We start from the raw sequence: 13912 nt of genomic DNA, 5'->3' as shown, positions 1-13912 counted from the left end.
TAGAACCCGTTTGGAAACTCGGCGCCGCAGGTCCACAGGGGTATCACTCTCATGGGAGTGAGCCGCCCGACCGGCATACGGCGGCTCGGCGGCGAGGTGTTGCGCCAGCAATAGCGGTGGGCCGAGAGGTGGTGAATGGCCCGATGACGAATCGTTGCGGCGAGTCGCCCGGATACTGCCCGGTAAGCCGACTCACCGCGTACGCTCTCGCTCATGGAAATGGTTTCCAATAGAGTGGGAGGGCGTCAGCGGTGAAGGTCGCGTTCGTGGGCAAGGGCGGCAGCGGCAAGACCACTCTCGCCGCGCTGTTCGCCCGCCATCTCGCCAGCCAGGGCCTGCCGGTGCTGGCCACCGACGCCGACATCAACCAGCACCTCGCTGCCGCCCTCGGCGGCGACGCGGGCACGCCGCCGCCGGTAAAGCCGCTCGGTGAGCACCTGCCGGCGATCAAGGACTACCTGCGCGGCGCCAACCCCCGCATCACCAGTGCGGATCGAATGGTCAAGACGACTCCGCCGGGGCGTGGTTCGCGGCTGCTGCGGGTGGTCGAGGACAACCCGATCTACGCCGCCTGCGTCCGGGAGGTCGGTGGGGTGCGGTTGGCGGTCACCGGCGAGTTCGCCGCCGAGGAGCTCGGCGTGGCCTGCTACCACTCGAAGGTGGGAGCGGTGGAGCTGCTGCTCAACCACATGCTCGACGGGCCCGGCGAGTACGTGGTGGTGGACATGACCGCGGGCGCGGACTCGTTCGCCTCCGGGCTGTTCACCCGCTTCGACCGCACCGTGCTGGTCTGCGAGCCGACCGTGCGCAGCGTCGGGGTCTTCCGGCAGTACGCCGGCTACGCCCGTGACTACGGCGTGGCCCTGTCGGTGGTCGGGAACAAGGTCGAGGACGCCGACGACGTGGAGTTCCTTCGCGAGCACGTCGGCGGCGACCTGTTGACCTGGTTCAGCAGGTCCGGCTACGTGCGGCGGGCGGAGCGGGGCATGGTCGGCCCCCTGATCGAGCTGGAGCCCGCCAACCAGGCAGCCCTCGCCCATCTCGTAGAGGCAGTGGACGACACACCGCAGGACTGGGCGGCCTTCACGCGGTGGGCGCACGAGTTCCACCGGCGCAACGCCGCCGCGTGGGCCAACGAACGTGCCGGGGCGGATCTCACCGATCAGATCGACCCGGAGTTCCGGATGGGACCGCAGGTGGTCAACGTGCCCGCGGTGGCGGGTCGCTGATCCAGACAGCCGCCGGTCAGGCGGCGCACTTACCGCAGGTGCCGAAGATCTCCAGGGTGTGACCGACGTCGGTGAAGCCGTACTGGCTGGCGACCTGGTCGGCCCACCGCTCCACGGCAGGGCCGGCGACCTCGACCGTGCGGCCGCAGTCGCGGCAGACCAGGTGATGGTGGTGCTTGCTCTGGCTGCACCGCCGGTACAGGTACTCCCCGCCCGGCAGCCGTGTCGAGTCGATTTCGCCGCTGTCGACCAGCATCTGCAGCGTCCGGTAGACGGTGGTCAGGCCGACTCGCGCCTTGCGGTCGACGAGCATCTGGTGCAGCTGCTGCGCGCTGTGGAAGCCTTCCACCTCGCGCAGCAGCGCCAGCACCTCGGCGCGCTGTCGGGTGTTGCGGGTTGCTGTGGGCATCGCCTCGGTCACCGTCCGCCGTCTCCGCTCGTCACAGCGCCCGTCTCGACGCCCATTCCCTGTCCTCCGTGACGCTGGTGGTCACGTGACATCGGAACCCATTATGCATTGCGCATATGTTCACACCTCGTGCCGCCACCGCCCGGCGCGAGCGTTGCCGCGAATGAAGGAGTCTTGGGTGCGGCTCTAGGCGGTTGGCGAAGCGCCCGCCTGGATGCAGGTTGACGGCTAGGCGGCGCCGGCGGACATCACCGAGTTCGACTACCAGGACTTCCCCGCCTGGGCGCGGTCACCACCCGGGCAAGGTGGCTCTCTGGCCAACGATGCGGGCGCCACCGCCACCGGCGGTCACAGTGAAAGCCGCGCCCGCTGCCGACCGGCAACTGTTCGGCGGGCTCAACCTGATCACCGACGAGGGCCGGATCGTGGGCCGCAGCGCAACGGTGCTGTGAACAGGTCCCCATTCGCGATGCCCGTCCTGCGGCTCCCCAGGAGACGGGCATCAACGTTTCGGACGCTCTGTGACCGGGTGGTCACAGTAGGATGCGGTGGTCGATCGGAGAGGTGATCCGCCTGAGCACGACTGACCCAGCAGCCCCCGTCACGCCGACCGTCCCGGCCGGCGCAGACGACCAGCCGGGCCCTCCCGGCAGAGAACGGGCGGTCGGCTCGACCGAGGTGCTGTGCTTCCTGCTCATCCTCATCGGCGTCCTGCACCGACCGATCGGCGCGCTGGTGGCGGACCCGCGCCTGCAGACCTGGCTGACCGTCTTCGTGTCGGTGATGGTGCAGGCGGCGCCGTTCCTCGTGTTCGGGGTGGTCCTGTCGGCCGTGATCGCGGTGTTGGTACCCCGTTCGTTCTGGGCCCGGGCGCTGCCCCGCCACCCCGCGCTCGCCGTGCCGGTCGCCGGCGTGGCGGGCGTGGTACTTCCCGGTTGTGAGTGCGGGTCGGTGCCAATCGCCGGGTCGCTGATCCGCTGCGGCGTCACGCCCGCCGCGGCGCTGGCGTTCCTGCTCGCCGCGCCGGCGATCAACCCGATCGTGCTGACCGCGACCGCCGTGGCGTTCCCCCGCAACCCGGAGATGGTCGCCGCCCGCGGCGGCGCCAGTCTGGTGGTCGCCCTGCTGATGGGATGGTTGTGGCTGCGGCTCGGCCGCACCGAGTGGATCCGCCTGCCACACCGCGCCCACCTCGACGGCCTGCCTCGGATGACGGCGTTCTGGACCGCCTGCCGGCACGACATCATCCACGCCGGCGGGTTCCTCGTCGTGGGCGCCATGGCCGCGGCCACCATCAACGTCGCCATGCCCCAGCAACTCCTGCACGACCTGGCCGCCCGACCGCTGCTGTCGGTGCTCGCGCTAGCGGCCCTGGCCGTGCTGCTGTCGATCTGCTCCGAGGCCGACGCGTTCGTCGCCGCGTCGTTGTCGCAGTTCTCGCTGACCGCTCGTCTGGCGTTCCTCGTGGTCGGTCCGATGGTCGACCTGAAGCTCGTGTCCATGCAGGCCGGAATGTTCGGGCGGCGATTCGCCGCCCGGTTCGCACCGGCCACCTTCGCCCTCGCCGTGCTCGTCGCGGCCGCGCTCGGGACGGTGATCTGGTGAGTCGCGGAACCCAAGCTGTCGTGCTCGCCTTCCTCGGCGGCGCGATCCTGCGCGCCAGCATCACCGACCTGTACCTGCGCTACGTCAAACAGGGACTGCGACCGTTCCTCATCGCCGCCGGAACGCTGCTGGTCATCACCGCGATCGTGGCACTCCTGCAGGAACTGCGCCATCTCAACCGGCCCGAGGCCGGGCCGGACGACGACGGGCACGGGCACGGCGTCTCGGGACCGGCCGTCGGCCGGCTGCTGCTGCTGCCGGCGCTCGCCCTGCTCTTCGTCGTCCCGCCGGCACTCGGCGCCGACACCGCCGCCCGCGCCGGCTCCGCCCTGACCGACAACCGGGACGTCGCCTACCCACCCCTGCCGCCCGGCGACCCGGCCGAGCTCACCCTCCTCGACTACGGCTACCGGGCCGTCTATGACCACGCCGGACCCTGCAGGACCGGCGTATCCAATTGACCGGCTTTCTCGCCCCCGGGCCGGATCGGCAGCCCATGCTCGCCCGCATCGTGTTGTCCTGCTGCGCCGCCGACGGCGTCCCCATCAAGATCGGCCTGCGTGGCCAGGTTCCGCAGGCGCCGGCGAACACCTGGATACGGACCACTGGCCGGTGGATTCCGCACACCGCCAAGGACCCCGTCAACGACGCCGATGTTCCCTATTTCCAGGTGGAGGACTGGCAACACATCCCCGCACCCGCCGAGCCGTACGATTGACATCCTCCCCCGCTTAAGGGCGGGAGATTCCCGTTTCCAGCGCCGGTTGCCTACGACGCTGGGTGGGTGGTCGACAGGAAGCCTTTCGGTTCCTGTCCCGGACTGCCCGCCCGGTGAGTGGGGACGCCGCCTCGGCGGCGTCCCTGACGTTGATCGCCGCATTCACGTCAGCGTTCGCCTGGTGTCCGCAGGACCCACACCGGAACGTCGCTTGGCTTTCGCGGTTGCTCCGATCGGTGTTCCCGCAGCGGCTGCACCGCTGGGATGTGAACGCGGCAGGCACCATAGCGATTCGGGTGCCGGTGCTACGTGCTCGGTTGGCCAGTGCTACCTGGAACAGGCCCCAACCCTTGTCAAGGATCGCCCGGTTCAGCCCGGCCTTCTGCCGCACGTTGATGCCAGGCTCCTCGACAGTGCCCTTCGCGGTGGCGGCCATGGCCCCGATGTCGAGGCGTTCGATCTTGACGACCGCATGCTGGGCGCAGAGCCGGTTGGCCGCCCATCTTACGAAGTCGCTACGCCGGTTACGGGCCTTCGCTGAGGTTCGGGCAATCTCCGCACGGACCCTGCGGGCGCGATTCGAGGTCCTCGCGCCACGCGTGCGGCGTGCGGTCTCCTGCCGGCCAGCCTTCGACTTCAGCCTGGCCAACTCCCGCTCCTGAGCGGGGCTGGTGAACGTGCGGTTCCACATCCGCCCGTCCGACATCGCCAACGCGACCTTCACCCCACGGTCCACACCCACAACGGTGCCGGGCTGGGCATGCGCCTCGGGTGTGGTGACACTGGTGTGGACGCCGAACCCGACGTGCCAGGCAACACCGTCGAAAGACAACACCCCGTTACGGACCTCGCCGCCCAACGGACGAGACCACCGAAACTTCACGTCACCGATCTTCGGCAGGCTGACCACGCCCCACCGGCGGTTGACCCGCCGCACCGCAATCGCCTGACCAGGAAACGGCACCGACAACCACGCCGACCTACGCTTGCGTGTCGGTGCCCCGGCAGGATGCTTCGGGTTCCACCAGTTACGGTACGCCTGATCCAGTTGCCGCAACACCTGCTGGCCGGACTGCGCTGGCAGGTCCGCCACCCAATCGAAATCCCTGCGCGCCTCCGTCAAGGCGGCGCACTGGGCGGTCACCCCGAGGGTGATCTTACGCTGCTGCCACGCGAACTGGCGCTGTTCCAACGCAATGTTGTACAGCCAGCGGCACGTGTGCCCCCACCCGGTCAGCCGCTCGGCCTGCCCATCGGTGGGATACAGACGGTACCGCCGGCCGGCGTCCGCTTTCACACCCCCAATCCTACACTTGGTCTTATGACTGTCGATTACCCGATCCGCACCGGCAGGCACTGCACTTTCCTGCTCCACGCCCACTTGGTTTTCCTGACGAAGTACCGGGCGCGGGTCTTCAACGACGAACAACTGCGCTACCTCGAAGGGGTCATGCGGGAGGTGTGCGAGCAGTTCGAGTGCGAACTGGTCGAGTTCAACGGCGACGTCAACCACGTCAACCTGCTGGTGGACTTCCCACCCAAGGTCGCACTGTCGAAACTGGTCAACTCCCTCAAAGGCGTGTCCTCCCGCTATCTACGCCGCGACTTCCCCGAGCTTCACCGCTACTACTGGCGAGACGCCCGACTATGGGCCGGGTCCTACTTCGCCGGCACCGCCGCAGACGCAGACTTGACGGCGCTGCACCAATACGTAGGGGAACAAAATCGTCCCGACTCGTAAGAACCCTCGCAGCCTGCAGCCGCTCGGAACCGAAGACTGCGCCACCACCGCCCTGAAGGACAGCGCGCTCCGTGAAGTTGGCAGGACCGGCGATGGTCGCACAGGTGCTGATATGAGCATCTGACAGCTAGACGCCCTTATTGGAAATGACTACCGTTCCGTTCATCCCATGAGCAAGGAGCGGTTGTGACCCTATCCATCCGTACGCTCGGCACCGTCCTGGCGATCGCGACGATCGGCGCCGTCGCCGGCTGCGGTGCCGACACCGACACCGGCACCGCGACTGCGGCGAAGAACGGCACCATCGCGGTGGTCGCCACGACGCCCGAGGTCGCCGACTTCACGCGCAACGTCGGCGGCGACGCCGTCAGCGTCACCCAGATCATCAAGCCGAACGTCGACCCCCACGACTACGAGCCCACCCCCGCCGATCTCCAGGCTTTCGGGGCCGCCAAGCTCGTCATCAAGAACGGCGTCGGACTCGAGGAATGGCTCGACGACACCATCTCCTCGGCCGGCTTCAAGGGCACCGTCGTCGACACCTCGCAGGGAGTGGCGCTGCGCAAGGGCGACCCCGGCGACGAAGAGACGAAGGACGGCGACCCGCACATCTGGCACAACCCTCGCAACGCCAAGATCATGGCGGAGAACATCGAGAAGGCCCTCGTCACCGCCGACCCCGGCCACGCCGACGCCTACCGGGCGAACTTCCAGGCGTACGCGGCGAAGCTGGACAAGCTCGACGCGGACAACGAGCGCAAGTTCGCCGCCCTGCCGGCGGACGCCCGCAAGGTGGTCACCAACCACGACGCGTTCGGCTACTACATCGACCGCTACCAGCTGCAGTTCATCGGTGCGGTGATCCCCAGCTTGGACACCAGCGCCGAACTGTCCGCCACCCAGATCAATGACCTGGTGGCGAAGATCAAGGCCACCGGCACGAAGGCGATCTTCAGCGAGAGTTCCCTGCCGCCCAAGGCCGCCGAGGCGATCGCCCGGCAGGCAGGCGTGAAGGTGGTCGGCGGGGAGGACGCCCTCTACGGCGACAGCCTCGGCCCCGAAGGCACCCCGCAGGGCACCTACCTCGGCGCCGAGGAACACAACACGGACACCATCGTGGCGGCCCTCGGTGGCTGAGCCCACCGGCGCGCCGGTAGCCGATTCCGCCCTGCACCTCGCGCAGGCCGACGTCGGCTACCGGCGCCGCGCCGTCCTCACCGACGTGAGCCTCACGGTGGCGCCCGGCCAGATCGTCGCCCTCGTCGGTGCCAACGGCGCCGGCAAGTCCACCCTCATCAAGGCCGTCGTCGGGCTCGCCGACGTCCTCGCCGGCACGATCACCGTCGCCGGACAGCCGGCGCGGCAGGCCCGCGGCGCGGCCGCCTACGTGCCGCAGGTCGACACCCTCGACGCGGACTTCCCCGTCACCGCCGCCGACGTCGTGCTCATGGGCCGCTACCGGCCTACCCGTTGGCTACGGCAGACCCGCGCGACCGACCGCGCTGTCGCCGCGGAGGCGCTGGAGCGAGTTGGGCTGGCCGACCGCGCGCGTACCCGCTTCGGGCTGCTGTCCGGAGGTCAACGCCAGCGGGTCCTGCTCGCCCGCGCCATCGCCGCCCAGACCCGACTGATGCTCATGGACGAACCCTTCAACGGGCTCGACGTCACCAGCCAGGACGTCATCGTGGCGCAACTGCGGGACCTCGCCGCCGCCGGCACCGCCGTTCTGCTCAGCACCCACGACCTGCGCCTGGCCCGCGACCTCGCCGACACCGCCTGCCTCATCCACGGCGGTCGCGCCGTCACCGGCCCCACCGAACAGATCCTCGCGGAGCTGCCCGGCGCCTACGGCTACGGCAGCCAGGCCGCCGACCTGCACGCCACGCGGCCCGGACGGTGACGCCATGAGTGATCTCGTCGCCCCGTTCAGCGTGCCGTTCATGGGCCGCGCCCTCGCCGAACTGCTCCTGCTCGCCGTGGTGTGCGGGCCGGTCAGCGTACTGGTCTTCCTGCGCCGGCTGGCCTTCGTCGCCGACGCGCTGACCCACACCGTCTTCCCCGGCGTGGTCATCGGATTCCTCGTCGCCGGCTGGACCGGCATCGCCGGCGGCGCACTCGTCGCCGCCCTGCTGACCGCAGTCGCGCTCACCGTACTCACCGCCTGGGGGCGGCTCAGTGACGACACCACGGTGGCCGTGCTCCTGACCGCCATGTTCTCGCTCGGCGTGGTGCTCGTCTCCCGTCAACACTCCTACACCAGCGACCTGACCGCGTTCCTGTTCGGCCGGCTGCTCACCGTCACCCCCGCTCAGCTCGCGCAGACCGCCGTGCTGGCCGCGATCGTGCTCACCGGCCTCGCCGTCACCGCCCGGCCGCTGATCCTGCGGGCCTTCGACCCCATCGCCGCCGCCACCGCCGGGTACCGCCTCACCCTGCTCGATCTCGGGCTCAACACGGCCGTCGCGCTGGTCGTCGTCGCCGCCGTGCAGGCCGTCGGCACCATCCTGGTGATCGCCCTGCTCATCGTGCCCGCCGCCACCGCGCGCCTGCTGACCGACCGGCTCACCGCCATGTCCGTGATCGCCACCGCCGTCACCGGCCTTGCCGCCTACCTGGGCCTGCTGACCAGCTGGACCGCCTCCGTCCGATACGGCGTCCGACTCACCTCCGCCGCCGCGGTGGTGCTCACCCTCGTGGCCTGCTACCTGCTCGCCCTGCTCGCCGGCCACCTCCGCCGCCGGCCGCACCCGCCCGCTGCGACGGTGACCCGGTGAGCTGGCTACTGCAGGACACCTTCGGCCGCGCACTGCTCGAAGCCGTCGCCGTCGGGATGCTCACCGGCCTGGTCGGCGTGCACGTCGTGCTACGCCGGCTGTCGTTCTTCACCATGACCATGGCCCACGCCACGTTCCCCGGCGTGGTCGCCGCATCCATCCTCGGCATCAACATCTACCTCGGCGGCGTGGTCGCCGGCCTGCTGACCGCCGCCGCCGTCGCCGCGCTGGCACGTACCCGCGGCCAAGAGGCCACCGCCGCAACCGGAGTGATCCTCTCCGCCGGCTTCGCGCTCGGCGTCGCGCTGGTCGCCACCCAGAACGGTTTCAGCCGGGACCTGTCCGCCTTCCTCGTCGGATCGATCCTCACCGTCACCACCGAGAACCTGGTCGTGACCGTCGTCCTGCTGGCGCTCACCGCGGTCGCGCTCGCCGTCGGCGGCCGGCACCTGCTGTACGTCGGTTTTGATCCCGCCGGCGCCCGCGCCGCCGGGTACCGCGTCCGGCTGCTCGACCTCGCTCTCCTGCTGCTGGTCGACCTCGTCGTCGTCGCGATCGTGCCCGCCGTCGGCACCATCCTCGCCCTGGCACTCATCGTCGCCCCCGCCGCAGCCGCCCGCGCCTGGACCGACCGTCTCGCCCCAATGACCGCTCTCGCCGCCACGCTCGGCGCCGGCAGCGCCGCCGCGGGACTGTGGTTCTCCCGGCTCTGGGATGTTGCCGCCGGTGGCAGCATCTCGCTGACCGCCGCCGCCGTCCTACTCGGGTCACTGGCGGCACACCGCCTGCGCGACGGGTTCCGCACGATCTTCCTCACCGCGTCGTGACCGCAGCGCCCGCCTCGATCGAGGAGATCAGCGAGCTGCTCCGCATCATCGCCCACCCGGCGCGCATCCGCATCCTGCAGCAGCTCACGCGAGCCGACGCGTGCGTCACCGAGCTCAGCAGCTCGCTGCAGCTATCCGCCTCGCACGTATCGCATCAACTTCGGCACCTGCGCCACGCCCGCCTCGTACGCCGCTACCGCCAGCAGGGCCGGATGCACTACGCGCTCACCACGGTCCCCGCCGTCTCTCTCGTCCTGGACGTGCTCAAGCACTGCAGATGAGCGTGCCGGGCGTCGCGGGCCCAACGCGGACGAACTGTCGACGGGGCGTAGCCGCGAAGGACGAGCGCCCGCGCCGATACCGGCGCGGGCGTTCACAAGGGCCTGCGACAGCACCACCCTTCCGGCGGTCAAGACTGCCGCCGGCGCGAACACCACGCCGGCGGCCCTCCTCCCAGTCGATGAAATCCGTCCGTGTCTCGCGGCCTACGGCCTGGTCATTCCTCGTCCTGCACCCCGCATCAAATGCGCCGACGTCGTCGATTCGGACGTCAGCGCGGCGGGTGGCGTCATCACCAGGACGCCTTGCGGATCCCCGGCAGCTCGCCCCGCAGCGCCATCTCCCGGAACCGCACCCGCGACAATCCGAAGCGGGTCAGCACACCTCGCGGCCGGCCGTCGACGACGTCCCGGTTGCGCAGCCGCACCGGGCTGGAGTCGCGGGGCAGCCGCGCCAGGTGGCGGACGGCGCCGTCCCGCACCGCCGGGTCGGTGTCCGGGTGGGCGATGGTCCGCTTCAGCTCGGCGCGGCGCGGCGCATGGCGAGTAACCAGGGCGGCCCGGCGGGCCTGTCGGTTCGCGAGGCTCTTGCGTGCCATGTCAGCGCGCCTCCCGGAACTCGACGTGCCGGCGGACGACCGGGTCGTACTTGCGCAGCACCATCCGGTCGGGGTCGTTGCGGCGGTTCTTGCGGGTGACGTACGTGTAGCCGGTGCCGGCGGTGCTGCGCAGCCGGACGATCGGGCGGACGTCGGTCTGCCGGGCCATCAGACCGTCACCCCCCGAGCGCGCAGCTCCGCGACGAGCTTTTCGATGCCCTTGCGGTCCACGGTCTTCAGCGCCTTGGCGGTCAGCGTCAGGCGGACCCAGCGTCGCTCCGAGGGCAGCCAGTAGCGGTGGTTCTGCAGGTTGGGGTCCCACCGGCGGCGGGTGCGCCGGTGGGAGTGGGACACGGCGTTGCCGAAGCTCGGCTTCGCGCCGGTGACATCACAGCGACGGGACACAAGTACTCCTTCAGGAAACGGTTCGCCGTAACGATAATCGTTTTCATTCTTACGTGACCGATCGGACAGCCTCCACCCGGGGTCCCGAACTACCTCGTCCGACACCGACGAGCCGAGGCGATACCCGACGCCACGTGCAGATCGCCAACAGCCACCGGCGCCGCCGAGCCGCCCCGGCGCTTCCTGCGAGAAGACCTCGCCTGCCACTCGCGGTCGACCATGTGCCTATAATGACAATCGTTTTCAACTAAGTCGAGAGGACTGTGATGTCGACGTCCCCGCTCGCACCGGCCAACGCCGGAGTTCCGGCGTCCGACGCCCGACCGTCGTTGACCGTGCTCAGTGGCTTCTGGCCATCCGCCACATACGCCGTAGCCCGCAGCCTGCTCGCGGCGGACCCGTCGCTGCTGCTGATCCGCCACGACCTCGCCGGCCTCGGCACCGGCACCGTCCACCGCATCGTGCGCGACAGCGGAGGAGTGCTCGAGGACGAGCGCATCACGCTCGCGCACGGCTGTGTCTCCTGCACCCTGCGCGAGGACGTACTGCCGACCCTCGCCCGGCTGGCACACGCCCACCCGCACCGCGACCTAGTGCTGATGCTGCCGGAGGTGGTCGAGCCGGAAGCCGTCGCCGCCGTCTGCGCGCACTGCCTGGTCGACGGCGCGCCGATCACCGACCTGCTGCACGTCGACTCGTACGTCACGGTCGTCGACGCCGAGCACCTGCTCGACGGCCTGGCCAGCACCGACGACCTGAAGACCCTCGGCATCCACGCCGCCGACAACGACGACCGCGGGCTCGCCGACGTCATCGTCCGTCAGATCGAGTACGCCGACACCCTCGTGCTGTGGGGACAGTCGCGGGAGGGCGCCTACGACACCAGCCGGCTGTCGGTGCTGCTCGAGCGCATGGTGCCATGGGCGACACACGTCCGCGTCGACGGCGACGTCATCGAGGCCGGCACCCTGACCCGCCAGCTGCGCGGCACCCGCCGGCACCGCCCCGAGACCCCTGGCGTCCTGACCCGGGGCCTGGAGGGCTACCTCCTCGGCACGCACGAGCCGCATCCTGACTGCGGGGTCGTCTCCGTGGTCTTCCGCGCCCGCCGGCCAATCCACCCTCGACGGCTCCACCACGTCCTCGAGGAGATCAACGCCGAGGTCATCCGCTCCCGAGGACACGTGTGGCTCGCTAGCCAGCCCGAGACAGTGATCGCCTGGGACTTCGCCGGCGGCGGCCTCAGCCTCGGCTCCCTCGGCCGCTGGCTGGCCGCCCTCCCCGACTCGCACTGGGACGAGGCCTCCGACCAGCGCCGACTCGCCGCCGCCCTCGACTGGGACCCCTACTACGGCGACCGCAACCAGCACCTCGTTTTCATCGGCCTGGACCTCGACCCGGCAGCCCTGCACCGCACCCTCGCAGACTGCCTGCTCACCGACGCCGAACTCGCCGACGGCGAAGACGTCTGGCGCAGCTACGACGACCCGTTCACCGGCTGCTTCCCACTCAGCAGTCTCGACCCGACAGAAGGAGAACCAGCATGAAGCCTGACATCCACCGCAGCTACAAGCCCGTCGTCTACCGCGACCGCGCCGCCGACTTCGCCTTCCTCACCCGCTCCACCGCCACCAGCGACCAGACGATCGAGTGGACCGACGGCAACACCTACCCCGTCATCGACGTGCAGATCTCCTCCGCCAGCCACCCCTTCTGGACCGGCAAGCAACGCCTGCTCGACACCGAGGGCCGGGTGGAAAAGTTCCGCGCCAAGTACGCCCGCCGCGGACGGCAACAACCACGATGAGAACGGCGCGCGTCGGCTGGGCGGCGCACGCGCACCGCCTCGTCGGCGCCGCCGAGGACGACCGGGCCTGGTACCAGGGCGTCGCCCGCGAACTGGTCGCCCCTGGTGACCGGCTCGCGGTCGACGTCGGTTGCGGCGGCGCCGGCATGACCCTCGCCCTGGCCCGGCACATGGTCTGCGGCCGTATCCTCGCCGTCGACGCCGAGCCCGCGAATCCTCCACGCCGCACGCGAGCGGATCCGAGACGAGTGGGCCGATCCGCGTATCCGCATCGACGTCCTGCGGGCCGGCATCTCCGGCACCGCCGATGTTGTTCGGGATGCCGTCGAAGGACAGGCTGACCAACTTGATTAGGAATCGTCGGTGATCCTAGGTTAGCCGTGTGGATCGTGGCGTCTCGCTTTTGGGCTGGTTCGGGGGAGATTCCGGTGACGTGGGCCGGTCGTGATCGCGGGTTCTCCCGGATCGTTGTCGAGGCGTTGAGCCGGTGACCGGAAAGCTGCCGCTGGCCGAGGGCGAGGCCTCCCGTACCGCTTGCGCCCGCGCTTTGCTCCGATCAGGGGTGGACGAGGAGAGCGGTCAGGTTCTGTCGCAGGCGGTGCTTGCGCAACGTGTCGGCTGGTGTGCCGATCTGGTGGCGGGCATGGTTTCCGGCCTGTTGGCGGAGCGGTGGAACCCCGCGGACGTGGACGTGTTGGCCTCCGGACACGACGCGGGCGGCCGGAAACTTCCGTCGAATGCGTGGATGGCGCTGCGGCGCTTGGGCTGGACGGCCGCCACGCCCGAGGGTGTGAGGGTCAATGACCGGATCGAGCGGATGGCGCAGGAGCAGGCGGGGCGGGTTCTGCGTTCGGCGTGGTGGCGTGCTGATCTGACCGGCGGGGTGCTGGCGACGTGGCCGGCCGATCCGCGTCAGCGCACCGCTCAGGAGTGGGAGCAGGTACGCAAGGCGATTCCGGGCGGGGAACATCTACCCTCCAGCATTATCAAGTCCCGCACCCGGCAGGCCGCGAAGTTCCTTGCCGCCAATGGCCGCCTGCCGGCGGACGTGTTCGAGCTTGAAGGCGTCCCAAGGGTCGCGCGGATGCTGCTGCTGGCCGCGTGTGACCGGCAGCAGGCCACCATCGAACGCAGCGACACCGACCCAGCGAGGGTGCTGTTGCGCTTGCAGCTTCCCACCCGTCCGGATCCGCGATCGTATCGGGATTGGACGTGGGTGGCCTGTCCGGTCAGCCTGCCGCCCACGGTGCCTGCCTCGGCGGTGGTGCACCTGCCCACCCTCCGGGTCGCCGGCCGGCAGGTGCACGCCGATATGGCATACAGCCACCCGGTGCCGAAGGCCCGGCGCGCCGGTCACACGGTCGCGCTCGGCGTCGACTGGGGCCTCAACACCCTCCTCAGCGCGGGAGCCCTGCGACTTCACGAGGACGGCCGGATCACCGCGTTGGGGGCGGGTGGCCAGTTCCGGGCCGCCGGGGTCCTCGCGAAACAGCACCGCCTGCGGCGCCTGTCCGAGCGGT

Annotated in this window: 18 protein-coding genes; 13 read left to right on the top strand and 5 right to left on the bottom strand. The window is 70.0% G+C overall.

The genetic code is table 11. From position 1 onward, the window contains the following. Positions 1-251 precede the first annotated feature (251 nt). A complete protein-coding gene (locus ACY34I_RS38410) occupies positions 252-1229 on the top strand; it encodes an ATP-binding protein (RefSeq protein WP_462760126.1) in 978 nt (325 codons plus the stop codon). Between the two features lie 16 nt (positions 1230-1245). On the opposite strand, the gene ACY34I_RS38405 is transcribed toward ACY34I_RS38410, so the two are convergent. Next, a complete protein-coding gene (locus ACY34I_RS38405) occupies positions 1246-1638 on the bottom strand; it encodes a Fur family transcriptional regulator (RefSeq protein WP_462760124.1) in 393 nt (130 codons plus the stop codon). A 573-nt stretch (positions 1639-2211) separates the two neighbouring features. On the opposite strand from ACY34I_RS38405, the gene ACY34I_RS38400 reads away from it, so the two are divergent. Genes ACY34I_RS38400 through ACY34I_RS38390 form a run of 3 tightly spaced genes read left to right on the top strand, consistent with a single transcriptional unit; the run spans position 2212 to position 3961 of the window. After that, the gene (locus tag ACY34I_RS38400) at positions 2212-3243 is read left to right on the top strand and encodes a permease (RefSeq protein ID WP_462760128.1); all 1032 of its coding nucleotides are present in this window, start codon (positions 2212-2214) and stop codon (positions 3241-3243) included. After that, positions 3240-3704 carry a hypothetical protein gene (locus tag ACY34I_RS38395; protein ID WP_462760122.1) on the top strand — a complete coding sequence of 155 codons (465 nt, stop codon included), beginning with the start codon at positions 3240-3242 and terminating at the stop codon, positions 3702-3704. Before ACY34I_RS38400 ends, ACY34I_RS38395 begins: the two co-directional genes overlap by 4 nt. Before the next feature lie 35 nt (positions 3705-3739). Beyond that, positions 3740-3961 (top strand): TIGR03943 family putative permease subunit, encoded by a 222-nt coding sequence (locus tag ACY34I_RS38390; protein WP_462760121.1) that lies wholly within the window; start codon positions 3740-3742, stop codon positions 3959-3961. 13 nt (positions 3962-3974) lie between these two features. Here ACY34I_RS38390 and ACY34I_RS38385 read toward each other — a convergent pair whose 3' ends face one another. After that, positions 3975-5258 (bottom strand): RNA-guided endonuclease InsQ/TnpB family protein, encoded by a 1284-nt coding sequence (locus ACY34I_RS38385; RefSeq protein WP_462760119.1) that lies wholly within the window; start codon positions 5256-5258, stop codon positions 3975-3977. 24 nt (positions 5259-5282) lie between these two features. Between ACY34I_RS38385 and tnpA the strand changes: the two genes are divergently transcribed. The 6 genes from tnpA to ACY34I_RS38355 all read left to right on the top strand — a co-directional run bounded on the left by tnpA (position 5283) and on the right by ACY34I_RS38355 (position 9584). Then, positions 5283-5702, top strand: a complete 420-nt coding sequence (gene tnpA / locus ACY34I_RS38380; protein ID WP_462760117.1) for an IS200/IS605 family transposase — start codon at positions 5283-5285, stop codon at positions 5700-5702. Positions 5703-5888: 186 nt separating this feature from the next. Then, positions 5889-6839, top strand: a complete 951-nt coding sequence (locus tag ACY34I_RS38375) for a metal ABC transporter substrate-binding protein (RefSeq protein ID WP_462760115.1) — start codon at positions 5889-5891, stop codon at positions 6837-6839. Continuing rightward, the gene (locus ACY34I_RS38370; RefSeq protein WP_462760113.1) at positions 6832-7602 is read left to right on the top strand and encodes a metal ABC transporter ATP-binding protein; all 771 of its coding nucleotides are present in this window, start codon (positions 6832-6834) and stop codon (positions 7600-7602) included. Before ACY34I_RS38375 ends, ACY34I_RS38370 begins: the two co-directional genes overlap by 8 nt. 4 nt (positions 7603-7606) lie before the next feature. Further along, a complete protein-coding gene (locus tag ACY34I_RS38365; protein WP_462760111.1) occupies positions 7607-8476 on the top strand; it encodes a metal ABC transporter permease in 870 nt (289 codons plus the stop codon). Beyond that, a complete protein-coding gene (locus ACY34I_RS38360; protein WP_462760109.1) occupies positions 8473-9303 on the top strand; it encodes a metal ABC transporter permease in 831 nt (276 codons plus the stop codon). The genes ACY34I_RS38365 and ACY34I_RS38360 overlap by 4 nt, the downstream gene beginning before the upstream one ends. Next, positions 9300-9584: an ArsR/SmtB family transcription factor gene (locus tag ACY34I_RS38355; protein ID WP_462760107.1), complete on the top strand. Its 285-nt coding sequence runs from the start codon at positions 9300-9302 to the stop codon at positions 9582-9584. Before ACY34I_RS38360 ends, ACY34I_RS38355 begins: the two co-directional genes overlap by 4 nt. Positions 9585-9874: 290 nt before the next feature. Here the strand turns inward: ACY34I_RS38355 and rpsN are convergent, their stop codons facing one another. The 3 genes from rpsN to rpmB are packed head-to-tail and all read right to left on the bottom strand — an operon-like array spanning position 9875 to position 10585. Then, positions 9875-10180 (bottom strand): 30S ribosomal protein S14, encoded by a 306-nt coding sequence (gene rpsN, locus ACY34I_RS38350; protein WP_462760105.1) that lies wholly within the window; start codon positions 10178-10180, stop codon positions 9875-9877. A gap of 1 nt (position 10181) precedes the next feature. Next, complete coding sequence (gene rpmG / locus ACY34I_RS38345) at positions 10182-10349, bottom strand: 50S ribosomal protein L33 (RefSeq protein WP_089006390.1); 168 nt, start codon at positions 10347-10349, stop codon at positions 10182-10184. After that, entirely contained in the window at positions 10349-10585 is a 237-nt protein-coding gene (rpmB, locus tag ACY34I_RS38340) for a 50S ribosomal protein L28 (RefSeq protein ID WP_462760103.1), read from the bottom strand. The genes rpmG and rpmB overlap by 1 nt, the downstream gene beginning before the upstream one ends. A gap of 266 nt (positions 10586-10851) precedes the next feature. Here rpmB and ACY34I_RS38335 point away from each other — a divergent pair, with 266 nt between their 5' ends. The 3 genes from ACY34I_RS38335 to ACY34I_RS38325 form a co-directional block, all read left to right on the top strand. Further along, positions 10852-12132, top strand: coding sequence for a CobW family GTP-binding protein (locus ACY34I_RS38335; protein ID WP_462760101.1), 1281 nt, complete (start codon positions 10852-10854; stop codon positions 12130-12132). Beyond that, the gene (locus tag ACY34I_RS38330; RefSeq protein ID WP_462760099.1) at positions 12129-12392 is read left to right on the top strand and encodes a type B 50S ribosomal protein L31; all 264 of its coding nucleotides are present in this window, start codon (positions 12129-12131) and stop codon (positions 12390-12392) included. The genes ACY34I_RS38335 and ACY34I_RS38330 overlap by 4 nt, the downstream gene beginning before the upstream one ends. A 487-nt stretch (positions 12393-12879) precedes the next feature. Then, positions 12880-13912: hypothetical protein (locus ACY34I_RS38325; RefSeq protein ID WP_462760097.1), on the top strand; the 1033-nt coding region annotated here is incomplete at its 3' end.

The organism is Micromonospora sp. RTBAU3-60 (assembly GCF_054963695.1).
This window is presented reverse-complemented; position numbering and strand designations above follow the sequence as displayed.

Bases quoted from the DNA above. Each gene is read 5' to 3' on its own strand.
- tnpA (WP_462760117.1), top strand. From the start codon at position 5,283: ATGACTGTCGATTACCCGATCCGCACCGGCAGGCACTGCACTTTCCTG.
- rpsN (WP_462760105.1), bottom strand. From the start codon at position 10,180: ATGGCACGCAAGAGCCTCGCGAACCGACAGGCCCGCCGGGCCGCCCTG.
- ACY34I_RS38365 (WP_462760111.1), top strand. From the start codon at position 7,607: ATGAGTGATCTCGTCGCCCCGTTCAGCGTGCCGTTCATGGGCCGCGCC.
- ACY34I_RS38330 (WP_462760099.1), top strand. From the start codon at position 12,129: ATGAAGCCTGACATCCACCGCAGCTACAAGCCCGTCGTCTACCGCGAC.
- ACY34I_RS38335 (WP_462760101.1), top strand. From the start codon at position 10,852: ATGTCGACGTCCCCGCTCGCACCGGCCAACGCCGGAGTTCCGGCGTCC.
- ACY34I_RS38405 (WP_462760124.1), bottom strand. From the start codon at position 1,638: ATGCCCACAGCAACCCGCAACACCCGACAGCGCGCCGAGGTGCTGGCG.
- rpmG (WP_089006390.1), bottom strand. From the start codon at position 10,349: ATGGCCCGGCAGACCGACGTCCGCCCGATCGTCCGGCTGCGCAGCACC.
- ACY34I_RS38390 (WP_462760121.1), top strand. From the start codon at position 3,740: ATGCTCGCCCGCATCGTGTTGTCCTGCTGCGCCGCCGACGGCGTCCCC.